General features: G+C 70.3%; 22 protein-coding genes. 10 read left to right on the top strand and 12 right to left on the bottom strand.

The window, feature by feature from the left end; all coding sequences use genetic code 11:
• The first annotated feature begins 675 nt into the window (after positions 1-675).
• The 3 genes from VGJ24_RS11250 to VGJ24_RS11240 all read left to right on the top strand — a co-directional run bounded on the left by VGJ24_RS11250 (position 676) and on the right by VGJ24_RS11240 (position 3,260).
• Positions 676-1,176: a SigE family RNA polymerase sigma factor gene (locus tag VGJ24_RS11250; protein ID WP_331500678.1), complete on the top strand. Its 501-nt coding sequence runs from the start codon at positions 676-678 to the stop codon at positions 1,174-1,176.
• Positions 1,173-1,775, top strand: coding sequence for an META domain-containing protein (locus tag VGJ24_RS11245; RefSeq protein WP_331500677.1), 603 nt, complete (start codon positions 1,173-1,175; stop codon positions 1,773-1,775). The genes VGJ24_RS11250 and VGJ24_RS11245 overlap by 4 nt, the downstream gene beginning before the upstream one ends.
• A 66-nt stretch (positions 1,776-1,841) precedes the next feature.
• Positions 1,842-3,260: a hypothetical protein gene (locus VGJ24_RS11240; protein ID WP_331500676.1), complete on the top strand. Its 1,419-nt coding sequence runs from the start codon at positions 1,842-1,844 to the stop codon at positions 3,258-3,260.
• On the opposite strand, the gene VGJ24_RS11235 is transcribed toward VGJ24_RS11240, so the two are convergent.
• The 7 genes from VGJ24_RS11235 to VGJ24_RS11205 are packed head-to-tail and all read right to left on the bottom strand — an operon-like array spanning position 3,245 to position 11,438.
• Positions 3,245-4,201 (bottom strand): LD-carboxypeptidase, encoded by a 957-nt coding sequence (locus tag VGJ24_RS11235; RefSeq protein ID WP_331500675.1) that lies wholly within the window; start codon positions 4,199-4,201, stop codon positions 3,245-3,247. The genes VGJ24_RS11240 and VGJ24_RS11235 overlap by 16 nt on opposite strands.
• On the bottom strand, positions 4,198-5,220 hold the full coding sequence (locus VGJ24_RS11230) for an ABC transporter ATP-binding protein (protein WP_331500674.1): 1,023 nt from the start codon (positions 5,218-5,220) through the stop codon (positions 4,198-4,200). The genes VGJ24_RS11235 and VGJ24_RS11230 overlap by 4 nt, the downstream gene beginning before the upstream one ends.
• Positions 5,213-6,253: an ABC transporter ATP-binding protein gene (locus tag VGJ24_RS11225; RefSeq protein WP_331500673.1), complete on the bottom strand. Its 1,041-nt coding sequence runs from the start codon at positions 6,251-6,253 to the stop codon at positions 5,213-5,215. The genes VGJ24_RS11230 and VGJ24_RS11225 overlap by 8 nt, the downstream gene beginning before the upstream one ends.
• Positions 6,250-7,167, bottom strand: coding sequence for an ABC transporter permease (locus VGJ24_RS11220; protein WP_331500672.1), 918 nt, complete (start codon positions 7,165-7,167; stop codon positions 6,250-6,252). The genes VGJ24_RS11225 and VGJ24_RS11220 overlap by 4 nt, the downstream gene beginning before the upstream one ends.
• Positions 7,164-8,210: an ABC transporter permease gene (locus VGJ24_RS11215; protein ID WP_331500671.1), complete on the bottom strand. Its 1,047-nt coding sequence runs from the start codon at positions 8,208-8,210 to the stop codon at positions 7,164-7,166. The genes VGJ24_RS11220 and VGJ24_RS11215 overlap by 4 nt, the downstream gene beginning before the upstream one ends.
• 7 nt (positions 8,211-8,217) lie before the next feature.
• A complete protein-coding gene (locus tag VGJ24_RS11210; protein ID WP_331500670.1) occupies positions 8,218-10,089 on the bottom strand; it encodes a peptide ABC transporter substrate-binding protein in 1,872 nt (623 codons plus the stop codon).
• Entirely contained in the window at positions 10,086-11,438 is a 1,353-nt protein-coding gene (locus tag VGJ24_RS11205; RefSeq protein ID WP_331500669.1) for a hypothetical protein, read from the bottom strand. Before VGJ24_RS11205 ends, VGJ24_RS11210 begins: the two co-directional genes overlap by 4 nt.
• A gap of 77 nt (positions 11,439-11,515) precedes the next feature.
• Here VGJ24_RS11205 and VGJ24_RS11200 point away from each other — a divergent pair, with 77 nt between their 5' ends.
• The 4 genes from VGJ24_RS11200 (at position 11,516) to VGJ24_RS11185 (ending at position 15,527) form a co-directional block, all read left to right on the top strand.
• On the top strand, positions 11,516-12,448 hold the full coding sequence (locus VGJ24_RS11200) for a MurR/RpiR family transcriptional regulator (RefSeq protein ID WP_331500668.1): 933 nt from the start codon (positions 11,516-11,518) through the stop codon (positions 12,446-12,448).
• On the top strand, positions 12,445-13,464 hold the full coding sequence (locus VGJ24_RS11195) for a hypothetical protein (RefSeq protein WP_331500667.1): 1,020 nt from the start codon (positions 12,445-12,447) through the stop codon (positions 13,462-13,464). Before VGJ24_RS11200 ends, VGJ24_RS11195 begins: the two co-directional genes overlap by 4 nt.
• Positions 13,465-13,521: 57 nt before the next feature.
• Positions 13,522-15,120 carry an N-acyl-D-amino-acid deacylase family protein gene (locus VGJ24_RS11190; RefSeq protein WP_331500666.1) on the top strand — a complete coding sequence of 533 codons (1,599 nt, stop codon included), beginning with the start codon at positions 13,522-13,524 and terminating at the stop codon, positions 15,118-15,120.
• A 107-nt stretch (positions 15,121-15,227) separates the two neighbouring features.
• Complete coding sequence (locus VGJ24_RS11185) at positions 15,228-15,527, top strand: hypothetical protein (RefSeq protein ID WP_331500665.1); 300 nt, start codon at positions 15,228-15,230, stop codon at positions 15,525-15,527.
• On the opposite strand, the gene VGJ24_RS11180 is transcribed toward VGJ24_RS11185, so the two are convergent.
• Positions 15,511-16,818, bottom strand: coding sequence for a phage holin family protein (locus VGJ24_RS11180; protein WP_331500664.1), 1,308 nt, complete (start codon positions 16,816-16,818; stop codon positions 15,511-15,513). The genes VGJ24_RS11185 and VGJ24_RS11180 overlap by 17 nt on opposite strands.
• A 200-nt stretch (positions 16,819-17,018) precedes the next feature.
• Here VGJ24_RS11180 and VGJ24_RS11175 point away from each other — a divergent pair, with 200 nt between their 5' ends.
• Positions 17,019-17,456, top strand: a complete 438-nt coding sequence (locus VGJ24_RS11175) for a DUF6325 family protein (protein WP_331500663.1) — start codon at positions 17,019-17,021, stop codon at positions 17,454-17,456.
• 164 nt (positions 17,457-17,620) lie between these two features.
• The gene (locus VGJ24_RS11170) at positions 17,621-17,773 is read left to right on the top strand and encodes an SHOCT domain-containing protein (protein ID WP_331500662.1); all 153 of its coding nucleotides are present in this window, start codon (positions 17,621-17,623) and stop codon (positions 17,771-17,773) included.
• A 2-nt stretch (positions 17,774-17,775) separates the two neighbouring features.
• On the opposite strand, the gene VGJ24_RS11165 is transcribed toward VGJ24_RS11170, so the two are convergent.
• The 4 genes from VGJ24_RS11165 to VGJ24_RS11150 all read right to left on the bottom strand — a co-directional run bounded on the left by VGJ24_RS11165 (position 17,776) and on the right by VGJ24_RS11150 (position 23,101).
• Entirely contained in the window at positions 17,776-18,093 is a 318-nt protein-coding gene (locus VGJ24_RS11165; protein ID WP_331500661.1) for an STAS domain-containing protein, read from the bottom strand.
• A gap of 127 nt (positions 18,094-18,220) precedes the next feature.
• Positions 18,221-19,729, bottom strand: coding sequence for a cardiolipin synthase (gene cls / locus VGJ24_RS11160; RefSeq protein WP_331500660.1), 1,509 nt, complete (start codon positions 19,727-19,729; stop codon positions 18,221-18,223).
• A gap of 239 nt (positions 19,730-19,968) precedes the next feature.
• Complete coding sequence (locus tag VGJ24_RS11155) at positions 19,969-20,274, bottom strand: hypothetical protein (protein ID WP_331500659.1); 306 nt, start codon at positions 20,272-20,274, stop codon at positions 19,969-19,971.
• A 136-nt stretch (positions 20,275-20,410) separates the two neighbouring features.
• Positions 20,411-23,101, bottom strand: coding sequence for a LuxR C-terminal-related transcriptional regulator (locus tag VGJ24_RS11150; protein WP_331500658.1), 2,691 nt, complete (start codon positions 23,099-23,101; stop codon positions 20,411-20,413).
• A gap of 232 nt (positions 23,102-23,333) precedes the next feature.
• Between VGJ24_RS11150 and VGJ24_RS11145 the strand changes: the two genes are divergently transcribed.
• Positions 23,334-24,119 carry an MBL fold metallo-hydrolase gene (locus VGJ24_RS11145; protein ID WP_331500657.1) on the top strand — a complete coding sequence of 262 codons (786 nt, stop codon included), beginning with the start codon at positions 23,334-23,336 and terminating at the stop codon, positions 24,117-24,119.
• The last annotated feature ends 20 nt before the right edge of the window (positions 24,120-24,139 follow it).

Below are 24,139 nucleotides of genomic sequence, written 5' to 3'. Positions count from 1 at the left end.
GACTTCGGCGTGAGTGTGTTTTCGCGCGACGAGGGCGGGCCCCACCGATGGTGGGACCCACCCCCTGGGATCTACGTGACGCGAGCGCGGGCGACTCGCGCCCGCCGTTCGGCCCGGGCCGCCTGTCGGCTCAGGCGTTGGGCATGGACTGCCGCTCGAGCCGACCGGCGGCTCAGGCGGCGGGCACGGGCCAGGCGAAGACCCGTACGCCGTTCCTCGGCGTCCGCCACTCGGGCGGAGATCATGACGCGGGCGAAACTGTCATGCACCAGGTACAAATGTGCTCCTCTCGTGATGTGAATTGTTGATCCGGCCGACTGCCCACGCGGGCGTGCGAAGTCGGGCCGTGTGTGTCGCGTCCGACGCCGGGACGGGCCGACACCGGCGAGCCTGGCTGGGCTCGGCCGGGTGCCACCGATGGGCTGCAACGGGCGCGAGGACTGGGACTCAGGCGTCGATTTGCATCTCGCGCGGATTCCTGATAATTTCGAAATGGAATATCTTTGAATTCATTTCCGAGTTCACTCATGAATGCTACAGATATTCGGTTATCACGTCTAGTTGCTTTGCATTTTTCTGCGCATTGCCTGCTGTCCGTGCCTCATCGGCCCCGCTGGCGGGAACCTCGAGCCCTCGTCGTCGCGTCTACCCAGGGAGGGCCCGGGAGGTGGACGAGTGGACGTCGAGGAGGAGTTCACGTCGTACGTCGCCGCGCGCTGGGCGCGCCTGGTGCGCTCGGCGGTCCTGCTCGGCTGCTCTCCGGCCGAGGCGGAGGACGTCGTGCAGTCGGCGTTGGAGCGCTGCCTCCTGCACTGGCGCCGGGTCACTGCGGCGCACGACCGCGACGCCTACGTCCACCGGGTCCTGATCAACACCTTCACGTCGTCCCGTCGGCGCCGGTGGACCGGTGAGCGCTCGACCGACCCGCTCCCGGACCGGGTGGTCGATGACGAGACGACCTCGGTGGACGACGCCGACGCCGTGATGCGCGCGCTCGACCGCCTTACCGCGGACCAGCGCGCGGCCGTGGTGCTGCGCTACTACACCCACCTCGGCGAGCAGCAGATGGCGACCGTGCTCGGCGTCGCCCGCGGCACCGTGAAGAGCCGACTCGCCCGCGCCCTCGAGGTCCTCGCCGAGGACCCGGCACTCGCAGAGCTACGAGGAGCACCATGAGCGACCCGACCCTGACCGACCTGCTCGAGACCGCAGGTGACCGGCACGAGGTGGGGCCAGCGCCCCTCGAGCAGATGCTTCGCGACGTACGCCGTCGACGTCGGGGACGAGCGGTCCTCGGTGGTGCCGGTCTGACGCTCGCCACCGTCGCCACCGCCATCCTGGTGCCCGTACTGATGCGGGCGGACGACGCGGCCTCTCCCCCGCAGCCGGCGAGCTCGAGCTCCACGCATCCCCCGGTGATCTCGCCGCCCCGGCAACAGGTCGACCTGAAGGGCACCTGGGTCGTCGCCGCGCTGGTCGGCCGGAACGGCCGGTCGGCCCTGCCCGCGCACGGGCCGAACAAGGTGCGGCTGGCCTTCCACGACGGGCGGCTGACCGGGACCGACGGCTGCAACGGCCTCTCGGGACGCTACGTCCTGCGCGGTGACCGGCTCCACGTCAGGAAGGATCTGTCCACGACGCAGGTCCTCTGCGTCCCACCGCCGCCGCCGTTGTCCTCGCGGCTGCTCGACGTGCGCTCCGTGACGAAGGACCAGGGCGGCACCTACCTCGTGGACGCCGCCGGCCACGTCGTGATCGCCCTGGCCCGACCCTGATCCCAGGGTGGTCCCAGGGGGACGAAGTCCTGTGTGTGTCGAACACATGTTCGATACCATCTGTGTATGGGAACACTCGGGCCCGACACCCTCGGTCAGGATCTGGCCGGGCTGTCGCCCGATGCCCTGTTGACGCTGGCCGAGGACTCGGTGGTACGCCGTCGGGCTGCGGAGGTCGATGAGCTGCGGGTGGTGGCGGCGTGGGCAGACGTGCACTCCACCGACCCGCGGCACGATCCCGGCACGGGTCGTCGGGTGTGGGCCGAGGACCGGTTGGTGCATCCCGGTGGTGAGGGCACGCCGGGGGTGAGGGAGTTCTCGATCCCCGCGCTCGCCCTGGCGCGTGAGGTCGGGGTGTCGGCGTGTGAGCGTGACCTGGCCGACGTGCTGGACCTGATCCACCGGTTGCCGCGCGTCTGGGCGCGCACCCAGGAGCTGGTCTGTCCGGTGTGGCTGGCCCGCAAGGTGGCCCGCCTGTCGCGGCGGCTGCCGGCCGATCGGGTGGACCTCGTCGACGCCGCCGTGGCCGAGGCGATCGGCGGTGAAGCGCCGGGTCGGGTGCTCGCGATCGGCGAGGCGAAGGTGATCGAGGCCGACCGAGTGGCCCACGCCGCACGAGTGGAGGCCCAGCGCCGGCGTCGCTACGTCGGCCTGTCCCGGGTCGACGAGTTCGGGCTGCGCCATGTGATTGCCCGGGTCACCGCCGGCGACGCGGTCTGGATCGACGCCATGGTCGACCGGGTCGCCGACCTGATCGTCGACCGCCACCAACAGGCGGGTCGCGACGAGCTCCGTGCGATCGCGTTGGGCTGGCTGGCCCGCCCCGCCGAGGTCCTCCAACTGCTCCTCGCAGCGCAGGCCGGCAGCGATGAGGTGACCCGGGCAACCGCGATGCCTGCGGACCTCCTCGAGACCCTCACGCACGCCGAGCCCGAGCGGTTCCGTCCCCGGGTCGACCTCCACGTGCACCTCTCCGACCTCTCCATCGCGGGGCTCTCCGCGCCGGTCGCCCGGGTCGAAGGCGTCGGGCCGCTCCTGGCCGACTCCCAGCTCTTCGCCGGCTGCCGGATCCGCGTCACACCGGTCGTGGTCGACTGCTACGAACACCCCACCGGACTCGCCGATCGGGTCCGCCTCGGCTTCCCTGGCGACTACTTCTCCTACGCCACTGCCGTGCCCGGCCTGGCCGGCGCCGCCGACCTCGACCACCCCACCCCCTACGACCCGAACGGTCCACCCGGCCAGACCGGCACCCACAACTCCGGCCCACTCGGCCGACGACACCACCGCTGGAAGACCCACGCGGGCTACACCAGCCGACAGTGCGGCCGCAACCGCTACGTCTGGCGAACCCCCCACCACCGCCACTACCTTGTCGACCAGCACGGCACCCACCGACTCGACGCCCAGCAAGGCACCATGCTCTTCGACGCCCCACCCGGCCTGGACCTCTACTTCGCCGACCTCACCTACGAACCCGCCTGATCCGTCAGCGGCGGCTCGAGGAAGGTCACCGTGCGGGCATCGGCGTCGAGCCGGGCTCGTACGCCGATCGGCCAGGTCTGGACGTGGCCGCCGTGGCCCATGTTGGCGCCGGTGATGACCGGGATGCCCAGGTCACCGAGCCGGTCGTCCAGCACGGCCTGGATCCCCGCGTCGTCGCCGGAGTTGGTGAAGGTGCCGGCGATCACCGCGGCCGCGCGGTCGAAGTAGCCCGCCCGGCGGAGGTGGGTCAGCATGATGTCGGTGCGCGGCGGGTCCTCCTGCTCGTCCTCCACGAGCACGATCCCCGACGGTGGCGTCCATGCAGTCGTGGTCCCGACCGAACCGGTGAGCAGTGAGAGGTTGCCGCCGGCGGTAAGGCCTTCGGCGGTGCCGCCGACCAGGGTCTTCCCATCGGGGAAGACGAGCGGTCCGTAGCGGTCCGGCGACGCGAGACAGGACCACAGCGAGGAGAACGAGTAGGACTCGCGGAACTCGCTCTCGGCGACCATCGGTCCCATCACCGAGGCCCAGCCGAGCCGGCTCGCCAGGGCTTCCAGCAGCCCGGTCACGTCGGAGTACCCGACGACGACCTTGGGCGACACTGCGTCGAGATCCGACCAGTCCAGCACCTCGATCATGCGCTGCGAGCCGTAGCCGCCGCACACGGTCATCACGCCGGCGATCGAGTCGTCCAGGAGGGCCGCGCGCAGGTCGGCGGCGCGCTCGGCGTCGGTGCCGGAGAGGAACGGCTGGGCCGTGCCACGGGCACGGGCCGTGGGGTACTCCACCGGCTCGAGGCCGCAGAAGCGCAGCACGTCGATGCCCTCGTCGATCCGCTCCAGGTTCGACGGGCTCGACGGCGTCAGCAGCGCGACCCGGTCGCCGGGGCGCAGCCGCGGCGGCCGGGACAACGTCGTACGCAACGGCTGGTGGTCGGTCACGTCGTCACCTCAGCTCGGTCGTGCGGCACGGCTGCCGGTGGTGCGGCGTCCGCGTGGACGCAGGCGACCTGTCGCTCGTCGAGAGCGGGCGCGAGGACCGGTACGTCGTTCAGGCAGAGCTGTGCCCGGTCCTCGGGCAACGTCGCCCGCAACGGGCAGCGCGGATGGAAGCGGCAGCCGGCCGGGATCGCGGTCGGGTCGGGCGGCTCGCCGCGCAGCACGGTCTTGGCGTCCAGGTCCGACGTCGACGGTACGGCGTCCAGCAGCGCGCGCGTGTACGGGTGCTGCGGCCGGAGCAGGACCTCCTCGACCGTGCCCACCTCGACGATCCGGCCGAGGTACATCACCGCGACCCGGTCGGCGATGTTCCACGCCAGTCCGAGGTCGTGACTGACCACGAGGGCGGCCAACCCGAGCTCGTCGCGGAGGCTCAGGAAGAGCTTGAGGATCTCCCCGCGCACCGATGCGTCGAGCGACGACACCGGCTCGTCGGCGACGAGCACCTCCGGGCCGAGCGTCAGGGCGCCCGCGATCACGACGCGTTGCTGCTGACCGCCGGAGAGCTGGTGGGGGTAGCGGTCGAAGAAGTGCTCCGGCGGCCGCATGCCCACCTGCTCGAGTGCCTCGCCCACCCGTCGGGTCAGCCCGGCGCGCTGGCCGTGCAGCCGGAGTCCCTCGGCGACGGCATCGTGGATGTTCTGCCGCGGGTTGAGCGCGCCGTACGGGTCCTGGAGCACCAGCTGGACGTGGCGCCGGAACTCGCGCAGTCCCGAGCGAGTACGGCGCAGCGGCTTGCCGGCGTACCGGACCTCGCCGCGGTTCGGCTCGATCAGGCCCACCATGGCCCGCGCCAGGGTCGACTTGCCGCAGCCCGACTCTCCGATCAGGGCGAGCACCTCGCCCCGGCCGAGGGCCAGGTTGACACCGTCGACGGCTCGCGCTGCGGGTTGCCGGCGGCGCGCCGGGAAGGTGACCGCGAGGTCACGGGCCTCGAGGACCGGCTCGGTCGGGTCAGCCATCGCCGACAGCCTCGTCGTAGCCCGTGACGTGAACGCAGGCGGCGGCACGGTCACCGCGCCGTACGAGGGGAATCACGCCCGACCGGCATCGGTCCTCCACCTCCGGGCAACGGGGCGCGAACGGGCAGCCGTCGATCTCCTCGCGCAGGTCGGGCGGGTCCCCGGGCAGCCCCCCCGGCGCGAGGCGCGAACCCGGGTCACCGAGCGTCGGGAAGGCGCCGGCCAGTGCTCGGGCGTACGGGTGCAGGGGCGATGCGATCACCTGCCGCGAGGGCCCGGTCTCGACCAGCCGGCCGGCGTACATCACCGCGATCCGGTCGCAGGTCGAGGCCAGCACGGACAGGTCGTGGCTGATCATGATCAGCGAGATCCCCCGCTCCCGCACCAGGTCGGTCAGCAGGCTGAGGATCTGCGCCTGGACGATCACGTCGAGTGCGGTCGTCGGCTCGTCGGCGATCAGCAGGTGGGGGTCGCAGGCGAGCGCCATCGCCATCATCACCCGCTGCCGCTGACCTCCGGACAGCTCGTGGGGGTAGCTCGCGATCCGGCGCGACGGCACGCCGACGCTGTCGAGCAGGTCGCGGGCCCGGGCGCGGGCGGCCTTCTCGCCCACCTTCTCGTGCAGCAGGATCGGCTCGACGATCTGCTCGCCGATCGTGCGCACCGGGTTGAGTGCGCTCATCGCGCCCTGGAACACCACCGAGGCCTCGGCCCACCGGACCGAGCGCATCCGTCCCCAGTTGGCGGCGAGCAGGTCCTCGTCGCGGAAGCGGATCTCACCGGTCACCGTCGTCTCCGCGGGCAGCAGGCGCAGCAGGCTCATCGCCACCGTGGTCTTGCCGGAGCCGGACTCCCCCGCCATCCCGAGCGTCTCCCCCGGCGCCAGGGCGAAGTCGACCCCCCGCGCGGCGTACACCGGGACCTTGCCGGAGTGGTAGGTGACGGTCAGGTCGCGTACGTCGAGCAGCGGCTCCACCGGCTGGTCGGTACGGCGCTCCGCGGCCGGCGGGATCTGCGAGGCAGGGGCGGTCATCGAGGCTGCACCCGCGCGTTGAGGGCGTGCTCGACCGCCCGGCCGACCAGCGTGAACCCCAGGACGATGACCAGGATGGCGATACCGGGTGGGATGAGGTACCACCACGCGCCCGCGGTGACCGCGCCCTGCATGAACGCGTTGTTCAGCAGCGAGCCCCACGAGACCGAGGTGGGATCGCCCAGCCCGAGGAAGGTCAGCGTCGCCTCCGCAAGGATCGCGCTCGCCACGGTGAGCGTGCTCGAGACCAGGATCAGCGGCATCACGTTGGGCAGCACCTGCCGCGTGATCAGCTGCGTGTCGGTCGCGCCCAGCGCACGGGACCGCTCGATGAACGGACGCGCCTCGACGGCGAGGGTCTGGGCGCGCACGAGGCGCGCCGTACCGGTCCACGAGGTGACGCCGATCGCGATCGTGATCGAGGCGGCCCCCTGGCCGAGGACGGCCGCCAGCGCGATCGCCAGCGGCAGGCCCGGCAGGGCGATGAACCAGTCGGTGACGTGCATGAGGAGGCGCCCGGTCCGGCCCTGGTAGTGCCCGGCCACCAGGCCGATGCTCGATCCGAGGACCATCGTCAGGAGTGTGGCCATCACACCGATCGCCAGCGAGGTGCGCGAGCCCCAGATCACCAGCAGCAGCACCGAGCGGCCGGCCGGGTCGGTGCCGAGCGGATAGCCCTGCTGCGGGGGCGCGAGCAGCGGCCCGGTCGCCTGGGTGACGGACAGGTCGCTGGGGTGGATGTAGAGGGGCGCGGTGAGCGCCATCAGCACGAACCCCAGCATCACCAGGACGCCGAACAGGCCGCTCGGCATCCGCAGCACGGTCAGCGTGAAGCGCCAGATCGGCACCAGACGCGACGGCGCCTTCTCCTCGACCGGGGTCGTGTCCGGGGGCCGCTCCTGGGTGGCGCTCACTGTCGCCTCACCCTCGGGTCGAGTGCGCGGTAGAGCAGGTCGGCGATCAGGTTGCACACGATCACCGCCGCGCTGAAGACGATGAACGTGCCCTCGAGGAGCTGCAGGTCCGGGATGCGGAGCGCGGTGAAGGTCAGGTAGCCGAGTCCCGGCCAGGAGTAGACGACCTCGACGGTGATCGCGCCGCCGATCATGCCGCCGATCTGGAGGAAGATGACCGTGACCGACGGCAGCAGGGCATTGGGTACGGCGTGCCTGCGGCGTACCACCTCGTCGCGCAGGCCCTTGGCCCGCGCGGTCAGCAGGTAGGGGTTGCCGCGCTCGTCGATGATCGACGACCGCATGATCGTGACGTACTGCGCGAAGATCACCGCCACCAGCGTCAGGCACGGGAGCACGAGGTGCCAGGCGACGTCGGTGATGTGGGACAACCCGCCCGCGCCGTCGTGGGTCTGCATGCCGCCGGCCGGGAAGATCGCCGGGATGCCGGCCACCGTGCCGCTGCCGAAGACGACGAGGAGGATCAACCCGAGCCAGAACGTCGGCACGGACCACAGCGCCAGCGAGACCGCGCTCGCGCTCCGGTCGAGGACGCTGCCCGGGTGCCACCCGGCCCGGATGCCGAGCCAGATCCCGAGCCAGATGGAGATCAGGGTCGAGGTGCCCATCAGGAGCAGCGTCGGCCACAGCCGGTCGGCGATCAGGGTCGAGACGGGCTGGTGGTACTCGTAGGAGTAGCCGAGGTTCCCCGACAGAGTGTGGCCGACGAACGTCAGGAACCGTTCCCACAGGGGCTGGTCGAGGCCCAGGTCGTGACGCAGCTGGTTCATCTGCGCGTCCGAGGTCGGCCGTCCGCGGGTCAGCGCCGAGACCGGGTCGGACGGCATCAGGCTGAAGATGATGAACCCGACCACCAGCAGCATGAAGAAGCTGACGATCGCGGCCCCGACCTTGCGAGCCAGGTAGATCCAGAAGTCCGACCGCTCGGGCCCCTCCTCGGGGCCCGAGACGGTCGGTGCTTCCAGCTGGACGCCGACGCTCACCGGCGGCTCACTCGCGCTCGCTCGCCGTACGCCGGCGCAGCAGGAACACCACGCCACCGATCACGAGCACGACCAGCACACCGAGGCCGATCCACTTGATGGCGTTGGAGCTCTGCTCGCTCGCCTTCTCGCTGGCCGTGGCCGCGCCCGCCACCGGCTCGGCCTTCCACCAGCTGGTGAAGCCGTGCTGCAGCGGGTAGAACCCGTTGGCCGCCTTGGTCCCCTGCAGGTAGTTCGTCACCTGGTCGGTGCGCAGGGCGCTGAGCCCGTTCTTGTAGAACAGGATCACGTCCGCGTTGCCGGCATACAGGATGGCCTGCATCTGCGCGATCGTGGCCGCCCGCTGCTGCGCTTCGAACTGCGTCTGCTGCTGCTGGAACAGCCGGTCGTACTGCTTGTTGCAGAAGAACGCGTCGGTGTTCCCGTTCTGTCCGTTCTCATCCGGCAAGGTGCCACAGGTCTGGATGGAGAGCAGGTACGTCGGGTCGGGACCCGTGCTCCACCCGTCCATCAGGATGTCCCAGTCCCCCTTGGCCAGGTTGTTGTTCAGCTGGTCGAAGCTCATCGCGTTCACGTCGAGCTTGATCCCGATCGCGGTCATCCACTCCTTGAGGTACGGCGCGATCGCGGCGTCGGTCGCGTCGTCGGAGTGGATGCCCAGGCGGAACTGCAACGGCTTGCCGTCCGGCGCCACCCGCACGCCGTTCGAGCCCATCTTGTAACCGGCCTGGTCGAGGACCTGCTTGGCACGAGCCGGGTCGTAGGCCTGCGCCTCCGACGGCGACGGCGTCCAGAAGAACTGCGGGTAGCCGGGCGGCAGGTAACCGGCTCCGACGACGCCGTTGCCACCCAGGACCTTGGCGACCAGCTCCGGCCGGTTGATGCCCAGGGCGATCGCCTGACGAACCCGGCTGTCCTTGAGGATGGGGTTGCCCGTTCCCAGCGGCTTTCCGTTGCGGGTCCGCGCTCCGGGGTTGATCTCGATGGCCGTCCAGCCGCTGGACTGCGTCTGGTACGTCATCACGTTCGACCTGCTCGACATCGCCTTGAACTGCGCCGGGGTCAGGCCGCCGATCTGGTCGAGCTCACCGCTGGTGAGCGCGGCCGCCGCGGCGTCGCTGTTGGAGTAGTAGTTGGTGACGACCTTGTCGTAGTGCGGGGCTCCGAGGAAGAAGTCCTTGTTGGCGGTCATCTCGGCGAACTGGTTGGTCTTGAAGTCGGTCAGGACGAACGGGCCGTACCCGACGACCGGGAAGTCCATGTTCCGGTAGTTCTTCAGGCCCGCCACGTGACTCTTCCAGATGTGCTCGGGCACGATCGGGATGCCCGACACCGGGATGCTCAGGTAGAGCATGTTCGCCTGCGGCTGCTTGGTCGTGATCACCAGCGTGTTGTCGTCCGGCGCGGTGACGGACTTGAAGTTCTCGACCAACGAGCCGTTCGACGTCGCCGCGGTCACGTCGTGCATGATCAGGTTGAACGTCCAGGCGGCGTCCTTCGCGGTCAGCGGCTGGCCGTCCGACCACTTCAGACCGGGGTGGATCTTGAAGGTCCAGGTGCGCTGGTCCGACGACGTCGTCCACGAGTCGGCGAGGTACGGGATGGGCTCGCCGTTGTTGTCGAGCATGGTGAGCGCGGGGTAGATCGCGCCGATCACGTTCAGCTCGCCGTCGTAGTAGCTCAGGAACGGGTTGAACGTCGTCATCTGCGTGTCGGCCGGCACCGTCAGCGTGGTGTCGGAGGTGGAGGCTGCCTGGGCGCTGGAGCCGGTGAGCTGTCCGGCCATCAGCGTGGCCGCGGCCAGGCCGGCGACCGCGAGCGCCGCGACCTTCCTCCGGCGACCGAGCCTTCGGGTGGATCCTCGTGCGGACATGGTCATGGATCACTCCTTTCTGGCCGGGACCGTGCATCGTCGACGGTCCGGGTGAGATCCAGCGGCCACCCCCGAGAAGGCGGGGGGGTTCGTTCCCCGAGCGCGAGGGAGCCGTCGGGCCGGAGGAGGACCTCCGGGGCCGACGGTCGTCCGTTGTAGCGGGAGGAGAAGGAGGCGCCGTACGCCCCCGCCTCGTGCAGGACCACGAGGTCTCCTCGGTGGAGCGACGGCAAGGCATGCACCCCGAACGTGTCGGTCGACTCGCAGACCGCGCCCTGCACCACGACGTCGCCGACCTCGGCCTCGCCGTGGTCGCCGAGCGCGGTGATCGGATGGCGGCTCCCGTAGAGGGCGGGGCGGATCAGCTCAGTGAGGCCGGCATCGAGGATCACCTGGCCCTCGTCCCCCCGTCGCCGGGTGTGGAGGACGCCGGCCACCAGCCATCCGGCGGCGCCGACGACGACCCGACCGGGCTCGATCGCGGTGGTGGACGGCAGGTCGAGGCCGGCGCGCTCCAGCTCGGCGGTCAGGGCCGCGGCGAAGTCTGCCGGGGACGGATCGGTGCCGTGGGCGGGGAACCCGCCACCGAAGTCGACCGTGTCGGGTGTGCCGGGCCCGTCGTACACCTCCCGCACGCGGGCCAGCAACCGTACGGCGCGGCATCCCGCGAGCGCCCAGGACGAGACCTCGCGCAGGTGGGAGCCCATGTGGACGTGGATCCCGAGCAGGCGGAGCCCGCCACGCCAGAGCGGCGCTGCGGCCAGGGCCTCGAGATCAGGTGCGCTGAGACCGAACTTGCTCGCGGCGAGCCCGACCGCCAGTCCCGGAGCGGTCTCCGGCTGCACGTCCGGGTTGAGCCGGAGGAGCACCGGTAGGTCGAGGTCGCGTCGGGCCTCGTCGCGGCGCAAGCGGTGCAGCTCGGCGAGGCGGGCCAGCTCGTCGGCGGACTCGACCGCGACCCAGCGCAACGGCGTGCCCGCCACCGCCTCGTCGACGACCGCGAGGAGGTCGGCGTCGGTCTTGCCGACGCCCTCGAGCGTGGTGTGCTGCGACGGGACGCCGGCTGCGCGGGCACTCGCCCACTCACCGCCGGAGACGACGTTGGCGCCCCAACCGCGGGCGGCGAGGACCTCGGTGACCGCCGGGAGGTCGTTGGCCTTGAGGGAGTACTGCCGGATCCACGGCTCGGGGAAGGCCGCCTCCACCGCGGCGGCGGCCGCGTCCACGGCGGCCGTGTCGACGACGTACAACGGGGTCCCGAACGTGTGCGCGGCCCGCGTCAGCTGCTCGCGGAGGCCCGCGTCGGGCGCGGTCGACCCGTCGTACACGCGGTTCGGCGTCGTCTCGGTGACCACGCGCGGCAGTACAGCACCATTCAGAACACGGGGTCAACGCTCTTACCTGAATGAAATGAATCAGTTACTCTGCCGCCATGCCGACGGCTCCCCTGGGCGTCACCGAACGGGTACGCCGCAGTCTCGGGGAGCTCAGCAGGTCCGAGCGGAAGGTGGCCCGGGCCCTCCTCTCCGGGCCTCCCACCACCGGCTTGGAGTCGGTCAGCCAGCTCGCCTCGCGCGCGGAGGTGAGTGGACCGACCGTCAGCAGGTTCGTCTCACGGCTGGGGTTCGACAACTACGCCGCGTTCCAGCAGGCGCTGCGCGACGACCTGTCCGCGCGAGTGCTGTCACCGGTGGAGGTCTACCGCAGCCACCTCGCCGAGTCCGACCACGCCCCGCTCGCCCAGGCCGGCAACGCACTCGCCGACGCGGTGACCGGGACGCTCGCCCAGCTCAGCCCGCTCGACTTCGAGCGCGCGGGTGCGCTCATCGCCGACGAGCGACACCGCGTGCTGGTCACCGGCGGCTGGACCAGTCACCTGCTCGCAGCCATGCTCACCTCACTCCTGCGCCCCTTTCGCCAGGGCGTCCACCACGTGCCGTCGCTCGCGGCCGAGCGAGCGGCCGCCCTCGCCGAGCTCTCGCGGCGCGACACGGTCGTCCTGTTCGACTACCGGCGCTACGAGCTCGACACGTTCGAGTTCGCCCGGCTGGCGCGCGACCGCGGAGCCCGGCTGGTGCTGCTCACCGACCCGTGGCTCTCGCCGATCGCCGATCTCGCCGACGCGGTGCTGCCGGCCCAGGTCGACGGGCCCTCGCCGTTCGAGAGCCTGACGCCCACGGTCGCGCTGGTCGAGACTCTTGCCACCGATGTCGCGCGCCGGCTCGGGGCCGCGGGCAACGACCGCATGGAGGCGTACGGCTCGATCGCCGACCAGTGGGTCCGCCCGTACGGCGCGCACTCGGAGGAAGGCTCGGAGCAGGACGCCCGGGCCGGACGACACGACACGAAGGACGAGGACACATGACGGGAACCGCCGCACAGGTCGCACACGTCGGTCTGGGCGCGATCGGACGTGAGGTCGTCCGGCTCGTGCTCCGCCGATCGGACCTGGACCTGGTGGCGGTGTGCGACATCAGTCCCGACCTGGTCGGGACCGGCATCGGCTCGGTCCTGGACACCGAGGCGCCCGACCACGTCAGCGTCGTCAAGAGCCTCGGCGACGCCTCGCTCGACGTCGCCGCGGGTGACCTGGTGGTCACGCACACGACGTCCTCGTCGCTGACGCGGTGCCTGCCGGAGCTGCTCGCGGCCGTCGAGGCGGGGGCGCACGTGGTCTCCTCGTGCGAGGAGCTGTCCTACCCGTGGGTGCAGGCACCGGAGGCGGCCGCGCGGCTCGACGACGCGGCCCGGACGGCCGGGGTCTCCGTCGTCGGGACCGGTGTGAACCCGGGCTTCGCGATGGACTACCTCCCGGTCGTGCTCTCCGGCGCCACGAAGCGCGTGGACGCGGTGCGCGTCCTCCGCGTGCAGGACGCCGGCCGACGACGTGAGCCGCTTCAGGCCAAGGTCGGCGCCGGCATCACCACCGAGGAGTTCGAACGACGTGTCGCAGCGGCCTCGATGGGTCACGTGGGGCTGACCGAGTCCGCGCAGGCCGTCGCCGCCGCGCTGGGCTGGGACGCCTCCGACACCACCGAGACCATCGAGCCGGTGGTGGCCGAGATGCCCACGCCCTCGGCGTTCGGCACGATCGAGCCGGGTCGGATCGCGGGCATCGACCAGGTCGCCGTGGTGCGCGTCGACGGCGTCGAGCGGGTCCACCTGCGGCTGCGGATGGCGGTCGGGATCGGGCCGTCCCAGGACGACATCCGGCTGACCGGCGAGCCGGACCTCCACCTGTCCGTCCCCGGCGGGCTCCACGGGGATCTGGCTACGGCCGCCGCACTCGTGAACACGATCGGCAGCATCCGGCACGCCGAGCCCGGCCTTCGGGTGATGAGCGACCTCCGTCCGCCTCGGCCCGCGCCGGAGCGCCGATGAGACCCACGGTCGCCGTCACGCTCGGTGACGACTTGCCCCGCAACCCGAAAGGACCCCATGTACGACCTGATCGTCCGCGGCGGGCTCGTCCACGACGGGCGTGGCAGCGACGCACGTGCCACCGACATCGCGGTGGCCGGCGACCGAGTGGTGGTCGTCGGCGACCTCCCGGCCGATGAACCGTCGGCGGCGGTTCTGGACGCCGCCGGGCTCGTCGTGTGCCCGGGTTTCATCAACCCGCTGTCGCACTCGTACCTCTCGGTGCTGGAGGACGGGACCTCCCTGGGCGAGCTGGTGCAGGGCGTGACCACGCAGATCTTCGGCGAGGGCGAGTCGCTGGGGCCGGTGCCGGCTGCCGGCCGCGCCGACCTCGAGCGCGAGGCCGCGACGTACGGCGTGGAGGTGACGTGGAACCGCCTCTCCCAGTACCTCTCCACCGTCGAGCGGTCCGGCTGCACGCAGAACGTCGCGTCCCTGATCGGCGCGGAGACGATGCGCGTCCTCGGCGTCGGGTACGACGACCGCCCGGCCGACGCGGCCGAGCTCGACACCATGCGCGAGGTCGTGGCCGAGGAGATGGCCGACGGCGCGCTCGGCATAGGGTCGTCCCTGATCTACGCACCGGGGAGCTACGCCGACACCGAGGAGCTGGTTGCGCTCTGCGAGGTCGCGGGCCGCTACGGCGGCACGTATGCCTCCCACGTCCGCGACGAGGGATCGGGCCTGCTGTCGGCGATCGACGAGCTGCTGGAGATCGTGCGTCGCTCGGGCGTCCAGGGCGAGATGTGGCACCTGAAGGCCGCCGGCCAGCCGCAGTGGCCGCTGATGGAGCACGCCCTCGCCAAGCTCCAGGACGCGCGCGACCAGGGCGTGCCGATCGGCGCCGACGTCTACCCGTACACCCGCAGCGGCACCGGACTCTCCTCGACGATCCCCGGCCGATGGCACGAAGGCGGTGCCGACGCCCTCTACGACCGCCTCGCCGATCCCGACGTACGCAGGGAGATCCGGGCGGACCTGGTCGCCCTCGGGCGGTACGGCGACACCCCCAACGCCGGCGACGTCCTCCTGCTGCGGCTCCGCCATCCCGACAACACGCAGTGGCAAGGGCACACACTCGCCGAGATCGCTGCCGATCGCGGCCAGGACCCGGTGGACACGGCACTCGACGTGATCGCCGGCGAACGGACCTCGGTGTTCACGGCGTTCCGCTCCATGAGCGAGGACAACCTGCGGAGGCAGCTCGCAGTGCCGTGGGTCGGCGTCTGCTCCGACGCCGCGTCGATCGCCCCGGTCGGCCGCAGCCTGGACTCCCCCACCCACCCCCGCGCCTACGGGTCCTTCGCGCGCGTCCTCGGCCGCTACACCCGCGAGCTCGGCGTCCTCACCCTGCCGGAGGCGATCCGGCGGATGACGTCTCTCCCCGCGTCGACCTTCGGCCTCACCGACCGCGGCGTGCTCGAGCCCGGGTACGCCGCCGACCTCGTCGTCCTCGACCCGGACCGGGTCGCCGACCGCGCCACGTTCGCCGAGCCCCACCAGCTCTCGGTCGGCGTCCGAGACGTCGTCGTGAATGGCGTGGTCGCTCTGCGCGACGGCGAGCCGACGGAAGCGCGGCCGGGCCGGGCACTCAGGCGGGGCCGCGGGGCCGTCTGAGTGGGGCCTCTCGGCGATCGCGCGTAGGGTCGAGGCCTGGTGTGTGACCTGATGCTCGCAGGCACCCAGGCCGGCGCCTGACCGACGACGACTCTCCCGGAGTGCCCATGTCGCAGACCATCACGTACCGAGGGCCACAGGTCCTGGTCGGTGCGCTCGCTCATCTGCTGCGTGAGGAGGGGGTCGAGTTCGAGCGGCCTCGGGATGTCCGCACCGGGGTGGCCGAGGCGGTCGAGGTCGTCTTGACGGTGAGAGCACCCGATACGGCGCGCGAGCGGACTCTGGGCGACATGGTCGATGCCGCCGTCACCAGGTTCACCAACCGCTTCGGGGACGATTCCACGTCCGTGGAGGTCGCCGAGAGCGACGACCATCCCTCGCGCCAACGACCTAGCGGTCAGCCTTGAGCGGCCGCAGGACGAACTCGAGCAGCGTGGTGATGATCGAGATCACCAGGGCGCCGAGCACCGCGTCAGCGAAGTCGCCGACGTGGAGGCTCTGGGTGATCACGGCCGTCAATGCCAACAGGACGCCGTTCACCACGAGCGCGAACACACCCAGGGTCAGGGCGGACAGTGGGAGCGCGACCAGGTGCAACAGCGGACCGAGGAGCGCGTTCACGAGGCCGAACAACAGGGACACGGCCAGATAACCGGTCAGCCCACCCCGGATGTCGATGCCGGGCACGATCACCGTCGCGACCGCCACTCCGACCGTCAGCACGGCCCAGTTCACGGCGACGCGCACAAGCAACACCACGTCTGCCCGGAGCAACCCCGACGTAAGGGCCCCCTCGTCGGCTTCCGGTGGTGGCCTCGCCGGGTCCAGGAGGTGGAACCGGGTCTTGAGAGTCACGGCCCACAACGCGTTCGACTCGTCGAACTCCGCCCCCACCGCGGCACTGACGACGATCACGCCGGACACGATCAGCAGCCACCCGATGAGCACGATGGTGATGCCGAAGAGCCCGAACTCCTTGGTGTACCTCTCCATGAGATCGGGCATGTAGACCGCCGTGGCTATCCCGTAGACCGCGGTGCCGGCGCCGGCGAGCCCTCCCGCCACCAGGAGCCGTCGCCAGTGGACGCGCCGGTTCAGGAGCAGGTACGGAATCGACGTCCAGAGCACCAACCCGGTGACTGCAGACACCAGCAACATCACCAAGCCGTCGAGCGGGAGGTGCCTGGCCACGCTCCTCACGGCGTACAGGAAGAACACCTCCGCCAGCAGGGTGAGGAGTCCGAGGGCGGCGAACAGCCCGCTGCGGGCACCCTCGCGCGGCCGTTCCCACGCGGCTCGGTACATCGCTTGCAGCCTGCGAGTGAACGAGACGCCGGAGAACAGCAGCAGCAGCGCACTGAAGAGACCGACGCTGCTCGACGCCCCTTCAGGGGCGCTGAAGAGCTGATGGACGGCGTCGGCCGTGTCGCCCGTGAGACCGAACCTGGTGATGACGCTGCGCGCGATCACATCCTCCTTGCCGACCGGCGCGAGGGTCGAGATGAGGATCAGCAACGGAATGAGAGCCGTGAACGCCTGGGACGACAGCACGATGCAACGGTCGATCCCTGCCATGCCCAGGAAGCGGCGGACGCACCGTCCCGCGAACGACTCGGCCACGCGGCGCGAGAGCGCGACGAGGTCGTCGACGGGGACGTCCAGGTTGCGGAAGTGCCAGCGCGAGCCCTGCCATGCCATCTCGAACAGCGGCCTTTCTGGTGGCCCGGTCAACATCGTGCACAAACCCCGCTCGACCTCGCCTCACCCGGCACAGACGAACGGCCTCCGAGAACGCATTCTCCTCAACGGAGGATGAGGACTCCTCGATCGGCACGTCCTAGCGTCGGAGGAGTCCAGTGGCGACGGCCCGTGTATCGAGAACGGATGGCGGCGGAACGATGGCAGACGACAACGAGTTCGGCCCGGTTGACTACCTGGTCGTTGAGTTCCCCGGGAACAAGATGACCGGCGAGGGCTTCCCGATCCTGCTCGATCTGGTGGATCGCGGGATCATCCATATCCTTGACCTCGTGTTCGTGTCCAAGGACGCAGACGGCAAGATGACCGTTATCAACGTCGCCGACTTCGACGGCGACGGAAGCCTCGACCTCGCGGTCTTCGAGGGTGCGTCGTCCGGCCTGCTGGACTCCGACGACATCGCGGACGCCGGGAGCGTCCTCGAACCGAACAGCTCGGCAGGCATCCTCCTGTACGAGAACACCTGGGCCGCTCCGTTCGTTGCCGCGCTGCGTCGTGGCGGCGCGGAGCTCGTCGCCAGTGGGCGCATCCCGGCCGACAGCCTGGTGTCGTCACTCGAGGGCGCGGAGTCCCGCTGAGGCCTGTCACCACGACCTCACGATCCAGAGAGAGAAGGAAGCAAGAAATGCCAGGACTACTCCGGGGTGTCGCCCGAACCGCAGTGATCGCGGGAACCGCCACCTCCGTCTCCAACCGGGTCTCTCGCCGGCAGGCGAACCGATGGGCGGCCCAAGAGGAGCCGGTGCAAGCGGCCCCCGCCCCGGCGGCCCCCGCGGCCGCTCCACAGGCCCCACCCGACCCGATCGCTCAGTTGACGCAGCTCGGTGAGCTGCATGCCCAAGGCATCCTGACCGACGAGGAGTTCGCCGTGCAGAAGGCGAAGATCCTGGGCTAGCCTCAGCCGGTGTCGGCGACGTGCTCGAGCTCGACGAAGCGTCCCAGGCGCGAGAGGCGCAGCATCCGCCGTACCGCGGGACGGCACCCACGCAGGCGCAGGTGGTGACCGGCCCTGCTGGCATCGAGTGCCGCGAACGCCAGCACCCGGGCCGCGGTGAGGTCGATGCTGGGCACCTCGGTCAGATCGATCACCAGATCCCGCTTGGTGCCGTACACGTGTGCATAGATCGCGTCGCGGACCTTCATGGTGCTCCGGACGTCGAAGTCGCCGCGGAGGATCAAGGTCTGTCCGTCTGCCTCGATCTCCATCGAGGTCATGAGCGTGGTCTCCTTGCGTGCAGAGGGCTGAAGCCTGCACCCGTGACGTCCAAGGTGTCGGGGCTACCGGTACGTCGCCTCCCCCATCGGGGATGAATGTGCGCCGGGCGGTAGAGGGCCGACTTCGCTACTGCAGTGCCGCGGTCAGGCGCATCACGTTGTCCAGGTAGCGCGACATGTACGAACGCCGCGTCCACTCCTCGAGCGTCAGCTCGCGCGACGTTTCCCGGTACACGTCCTCGACCTCCCGCATGCGGGTCACGATGTCGGACCCCAGGATCATCAGCGAGACCTCGTAGTTCAACCCGAACGAGCGCATGTCCATGTTGCTCGATCCGAGGACCGCGATGTCCTCGTCGACGGTGAAGTGCTTGGAGTGCAACACGTACGGCGGGGGGTACAGGTAGATCCGTACCCCGGCCTCCAAGAGCGCACGGTAGTAGGAGCACTGGGCGTGGTACACCATGAACTGGTCGCCCTCCTCGCTCACGAACAGCTCCACGTCCACACCGCGCTGGGCCGCTGTGGTCACGGCGTACAGGAGCGACTCGTCGGGCACGAAGTAGGGGCTGGTCAGGGAGATCCGGTGCTGCGCCGAGTAGATCAGGGTGGTGAACGCACGCAGGTTGTTCTCGGCGACGAAGCCGGGTCCGCTCGGGATCACCTGGCAGACGAGGTCGCCAGGGCCGCCGGCATCCCAGGGGACGGGCTCCAGCTCCGTGGCCAGCATCTCCCGGGACTCGCTGTACCAGTCGCTGGCAAAGATGACGTTGAGGGCCGCCACCACAGGTCCCTGGACCCGGCACATGAGCTCGACCCACTCGCGGCCGGCCTGGTGGTTCTTCGGCTTGTTGTATCCGGGCTCCACCAGGTTCTGCGAACCGACGAACGCGGTGTGTCCGTCGACCACCATGATCTTGCGGTGGTTGCGGAGGTCGGGCCGCCGGAACTCCCCTTTCAGGATGTGGATGGGCAGCATGGGATGCCACTGGATCTCGGTGCCGGCAAGACGTTCGAGCATCGCCTGGTAGCCCGGGATGCCCCGGGATCCCAGATGGTCGAAGAGCAACCGCACCGCCACGCCACGCTCGGTGGCCGCCACGAGGGCATCGAAGAGCGGCTGGGTCACTTCGTCCCAGGCGGTGATGTAGAACTCCACGTGCACGAAGCGTCGGGCCTGGTCGACCTCCGCCACCATTGCCGCGATGGACCCGCGGTAGTCCGGCAGCAGCTCCACGCTGTTCCCGCCCAGAGCCGGGAGCGCCCCGAGGTTCCGATTGAGCGTTGCCACGGAGCCGACGTACGACGGAGCGGTGGCGTCCTGGAGCGTGGCCACGTCAGCGGTGCGCTTCCGGATGAGCGCGTTCACCTCGGCCTGCTGGGCATGTCGGCGACGGCCCACCCGATTGCTGCCGAGCAGGAGGAAGAGTGCGATCCCGGGCACGGGGATCAGCAGGATCAGCAGAATCCAGGCCATCGCGGAGGACGGCTTCCGGTTGCTCGGGATGATCCCCAGGACGGCCAGACGCAGCGCGATGTCGACGACCACCACGCCGACGGCGATCACCACGGGTACGGAGTCGAGCCACCTCGGTGTGGCGAAGGCGGGGACGACTCCCGCTGAGGCGCCGGTCACCTCCCCGACCGCTCAGGCCTCGATCGCGAACACACCTTCAACCGTCAACCCCTTCTCCTGGATGAGAAGAAGGAGATCCGCCAGATCGCGACCCGAGGCCCCTACCCGCAGGATCGTGCACACGTCGGACCTGGACACCGCTGGGGGAGTCAGGGCCGACCGGATGACCGGCCCCATCCCACCCTTGATGGTGAGCTCGTAGACCGTAGGAGCCGCCACAGCATCCCGCCCTCTCGTCGTCACTGCTCGGGACCGTCCGTCGCCTGGGAGTCTCCTGCGGGCTCGTCAGCCTCAGGAGGCGATTCTCGGTCGAAGCTCCCGTCGGCGGCGACCTGACGGACCTCGACGACTTCCAGCCCCAGAGATCGGAGTCGATGGAGAAAACCGTAGAGTGCGGCCTGGTCGGTGAAGCGTCCGCTCAGGACCGTACGCATCTCCTGCCGTGCCACCTCGATGTCGTCGAGCTCGCGCAGAGCGACATCGGGCACCACGCCGGTGATGCGCACTTCGTACATTCTGTCTGTGGTCATCCTGTCGACAGCCATCGCCCATCGCGGTCTTCGCCGGCCCCGTGTGCCATCGTGGTCCGCTTGTCGGTCACGTCTCCGGCCCTCCTCCATGCCATCGTGACGGGCCCGGCATTTCCTCATCCCATTGGGATGAATGCCCGCATTTGATGGATCAGGCAGGCAGCAGGTTGAGCTCGCGTGCCCGTCTCACGGCCGCGTTCCGCCGGGGTACGCCGAGCTTTCTCAGGATGTTGCGCACATGGGTCCGGACGGTGTTCACCGAGACGAACATCGTCTCGGCGATCTCCTCGGTCGTGAGCAGCTCGGCCAGGTGTCCCAGGACCTCGAGCTCCTTCTCGGTGAGGCGCTCCACGACCAGTGTCGCGGGAGAGTCAGCCGCTGCATGCACCCTGGGATCCGTGCGCCCGTTCCTCACGGTCTTCGCGGAACGGCGTACCGATGCGGAGTTCGCAGCGAGCGACGCGTCATCGGGAAGCAGACCCGCCAGCGCCGACGGGGCCTCGTGGAACTGCCGACGCAAGCCCTCGGGGGCGGCCAGTCTCAAGGAGCGCTCGATCGCCGCTCTGGCCTTGCCCGGCGCGTCGTTGCGAAGCTGGCGCGTGGCCTCGGCCAACCAGGCCGCCATCTGCACACCGGGACGACCGCCCTGCCCGATGACGTGTGACAACGCTTCCGTGACCGCCTCGTCGTCGTCTTCGACCAGCCCGACGTCGGCGGCGATCAACGCCACCTCGGCCGGGAAAGCCTCCTCGAGTTCTCGCGTCTCCGAGACGACACCCGCCACGTCTTCCTTCGCCACCCGCAGACGCAGGGCCTCGAGCCGCAACTGCGCCGCGAGCCACTCGCTCCCGTCGGCGATGCCCTCGGTCGTCTTCTCGACGATGGAGATCGCACCGTCCAGGTCGCCACGTGCGGCCTGCATGCGGGATCGCGTCAGAGCCAGCATCGCGCCGGGTACCCGATCTCCCAGGAAGGCGTCGGACATGGCCGCCAGCTTCGCGTGCTTGGCCGCCCCGATCAGGTCGTAGCGCTCCATGTCCACCCAGGCCAGTGCGACCTGCGGAGCGGCCGACCGGTCGCGCAGGCGGATTCCCACACTGTCGGCAGTCGCGACGGCTCGGTCGGCGAACGACACGGCCTCGGAGAGCTGGTCTCGCAGGCAGGCGATCAGAGCGAGGTAACCCTGGCACTCGACCAGAAGCGGCTCCGACCCGAGGGACAGCGCCGACTCGCTTCCGTCGGTGAAGAGCTCGTGCGCGTCGCTGAGCCGGCCCCGGCGCAGAGCCGCGATCCCCTTGCTGGCGGACACGAGGGCCGAGAGCTCGTGCTGGGCGTCGGCCCGGGTCTGTCGGCGTCCATCGGTGAGAGCCTCCTCGGCCTCCTCGGCGAGCTCGAACGCCTTGTGCGCGTCGTCGGAGCCGCGCGCGTGGATGCTCTGGAGCACGGCAACCGCCAGGGAGAGTGCTCCCCCCTGCCCATCACCGGCGGACGGCGCCGCGGGGGACACCTGAGCCAGCTCGGTGGTGACGCGTTCGGAGTCGCCCTGGCCCATCGCGAGTGCGGCCCTCACGACGAATGCAGCCGGATCCCCGAGCTCGTCGGGGATCGGCATCAGCGCCTTAGCGAGAGTGTCGTCCGCGCCGCCCGTCAGGAGCTGGGCGAAGGCCAGCTCGTCCACGACCGTTCCGGCCGCGTCCGCCCAGGCGCCGATCTCCGCGTAGTGGCCGACGCTCGCGGCGACGAGTCCCTCCTGGGCGAACCACTCCGCGGCCACTCTCTGCAGCCGCTCCATCTCCTCCGGCGCCTCATAGGCCAGCTCGGCCCGCAGCAGGTCTCGGAAGAACGGGTGGTACCGGTAGAACCCGGGATGGTCCGGCACGGGCTCGACGAAGGCGTTGACCCGCGCCAGGAACGACAGCATCCGGGGCGCGGCCCGCCCACCCAGCGCCTCGGCGAGGCCGGGCTGGATGACGACCGGGATGCTCGTGCTCAGCAGCAGGCGGCGGTTCTCCGGCGTCTGTGCGGCGAGCACCTCGCCCATCAGGTACTCCCCGATGTCGCCGCTGTCACCGCTCACCTGGGCGACCGCGACGTCCGGGTCCCCGCTCTTGCCCAGGAATCTGGAGGCGAATCGCAAACCGGCGACCCATCCATGCGTGCGCTGGTTCAGCGTGTGGACCGACGCAGCCGTGAGCGCCAGGCCCGCATTCCTCATCAACTCCTCGACCTCGGCGTCGGTGAAGGCGAGATCGACCATGCGGATCTCGGTGAGCCGGTCCTCCAACCGGTACCGGTACAGCGGAAGGATCGGGTCGACTCTGGTGACGATCACGATGTGCAGGCGGCGCCCGGAGTGTCGGAGCAGGTAGTCGAGGTCGTTGGCGACGTCTCGGGACGCCATCTCGTACCCATCCAGGACCAGGGTGACCGACGTGTCGGCTCGCGCCACCACCATCGCGAGCGCGGTGAGGAGCTGCCGGTCCACCGCGGCGGTGCCAGCCGGGAAGGAGCGCGAGGGTACGGCGACTCCGAGCCGCGCCAGTCCGCCCAGTACCCCGGGCCAGAACGCCTCGTCCTCCCGCTCGAACGTGACCCACTCCGACTGCCCGTCCGAGGCCCGGAAGCTCAGCCAGTCGGCCACGAGCGACGTCTTCCCACTGCCGGCGGGGCCACTGACCAGGATCAACGGGGAGGTCGCGCCGCCGTCCAGGAGCCGGAACAGCCGGGGCCGGCGGATGTAGTCGGCGGGCACATCGGGAATCCCGAACCAGGTCGTCGGAGCGAGCGCGCCGAAGGACCCTCCGACACCCGAGGTCGGGACGTCGTCCGGACTTCCCTCCATCTGTGTGCCTCCCTTGCCGCGTCTCCCGCGCGGCGCACAGTGCCTCGAACAGGGTCCGGGATCAGGGCACTGCTCGGCACGCTACTCGCATGCCGCATCGGGCGCATGTCTCATCCGCGCCGGGTGAGACGGAGGTGCACCGGTCTCACTGGTCGTCCTCATCGGGGGACGCGCCTCGCTGCCGTGACGAGCACACTCGCAGCGTGCCAGGCGTCGCGCGAGAGGGTCCCAGGTGAGCACCACCATCACCTGGCTCGGTCACTCCACGGTCGTCCTCGATGTCGACGGCGTCCGGATCGTCGCGGACCCGCTCCTGCGCCGTCATGCGGGACTCCTTCGGCGCCGCGGCGGCCGCCCCGTGCCCGCGCAGTGGGCCGGCGCCGACGCGGTGGTCCTGTCACACCTCCACCACGACCATGCCGAGCTCAAGTCTCTCCGCATGCTCCCTCCCGCCGCGCCCATCATCACCGGAGCGCCGAACGTCCCGTGGCTGCGAAAGCGCAATCTCAGCGCCATCGCTCCAGCCGAGGGAGAGTGGATCGACGTGAGCGGCGGTGCCGGCGTGGAGGTCGCCCTGACCCCCGCCGTGCATTCCTCACGACCGATGCCGCATCGACCGAACGCAGCCAACGGGCATCTGGTGCGTACGCGCTCCTCCGCGGTCTGGCTGGCCGGCGACACCGAGCTCTTCGACGGCCTGAACGGGCTTGCCGAGCTGGCCGGCAGGCCCATCGATCTGGCCGTCGTTCCGGTGTCCGGCTGGGGACCCCGACTCTCGGGAGGACACATGGGGCCGGCCCAGGCCGCGGAGGCGTGCCTGCGCGTGGGCGCCAGGTACGCCGTACCCGTGCACTGGGGCACGCTGCACGCTCCGGGCGGGGGGACATACCCGCGGGACTGGATGGACATCCCGGGGCCCGCGTTCGCGCAGGCACTCGGACGCGTGGCACCACGGTGTACGCCACGCGTGCTGGAGATCGGTGTCCCGACCTCCCTCGAGCTCCCCCGCCAGGGCTGAGCACCGCTCCCACCCCGGCT

This window comes from Nocardioides sp. (assembly GCF_036493135.1).
Classification (GTDB): Bacteria; Actinomycetota; Actinomycetes; order Propionibacteriales; family Nocardioidaceae; genus Nocardioides.
This window is presented reverse-complemented; position numbering and strand designations above follow the sequence as displayed.

Excerpts from the sequence above, each read along its gene's own strand:
- VGJ24_RS11225 (WP_331500673.1), bottom strand. The coding sequence starts at position 6,253 with ATGACCGCCCCTGCCTCGCAGATCCCGCCGGCCGCGGAGCGCCGTACC.
- VGJ24_RS11195 (WP_331500667.1), top strand. The coding sequence starts at position 12,445 with ATGACGGGAACCGCCGCACAGGTCGCACACGTCGGTCTGGGCGCGATC.
- VGJ24_RS11245 (WP_331500677.1), top strand. The coding sequence starts at position 1,173 with ATGAGCGACCCGACCCTGACCGACCTGCTCGAGACCGCAGGTGACCGG.
- VGJ24_RS11230 (WP_331500674.1), bottom strand. The coding sequence starts at position 5,220 with ATGGCTGACCCGACCGAGCCGGTCCTCGAGGCCCGTGACCTCGCGGTC.
- VGJ24_RS11165 (WP_331500661.1), bottom strand. The coding sequence starts at position 18,093 with ATGACCTCGATGGAGATCGAGGCAGACGGACAGACCTTGATCCTCCGC.
- VGJ24_RS11180 (WP_331500664.1), bottom strand. The coding sequence starts at position 16,818 with ATGGCATGGCAGGGCTCGCGCTGGCACTTCCGCAACCTGGACGTCCCC.
- VGJ24_RS11185 (WP_331500665.1), top strand. The coding sequence starts at position 15,228 with ATGTCGCAGACCATCACGTACCGAGGGCCACAGGTCCTGGTCGGTGCG.
- VGJ24_RS11210 (WP_331500670.1), bottom strand. The coding sequence starts at position 10,089 with ATGACCATGTCCGCACGAGGATCCACCCGAAGGCTCGGTCGCCGGAGG.
- VGJ24_RS11155 (WP_331500659.1), bottom strand. The coding sequence starts at position 20,274 with ATGGCTGTCGACAGGATGACCACAGACAGAATGTACGAAGTGCGCATC.
- VGJ24_RS11200 (WP_331500668.1), top strand. The coding sequence starts at position 11,516 with ATGCCGACGGCTCCCCTGGGCGTCACCGAACGGGTACGCCGCAGTCTC.
- VGJ24_RS11190 (WP_331500666.1), top strand. The coding sequence starts at position 13,522 with ATGTACGACCTGATCGTCCGCGGCGGGCTCGTCCACGACGGGCGTGGC.
- VGJ24_RS11175 (WP_331500663.1), top strand. The coding sequence starts at position 17,019 with ATGGCAGACGACAACGAGTTCGGCCCGGTTGACTACCTGGTCGTTGAG.
- VGJ24_RS11150 (WP_331500658.1), bottom strand. The coding sequence starts at position 23,101 with ATGGAGGGAAGTCCGGACGACGTCCCGACCTCGGGTGTCGGAGGGTCC.
- VGJ24_RS11240 (WP_331500676.1), top strand. The coding sequence starts at position 1,842 with ATGGGAACACTCGGGCCCGACACCCTCGGTCAGGATCTGGCCGGGCTG.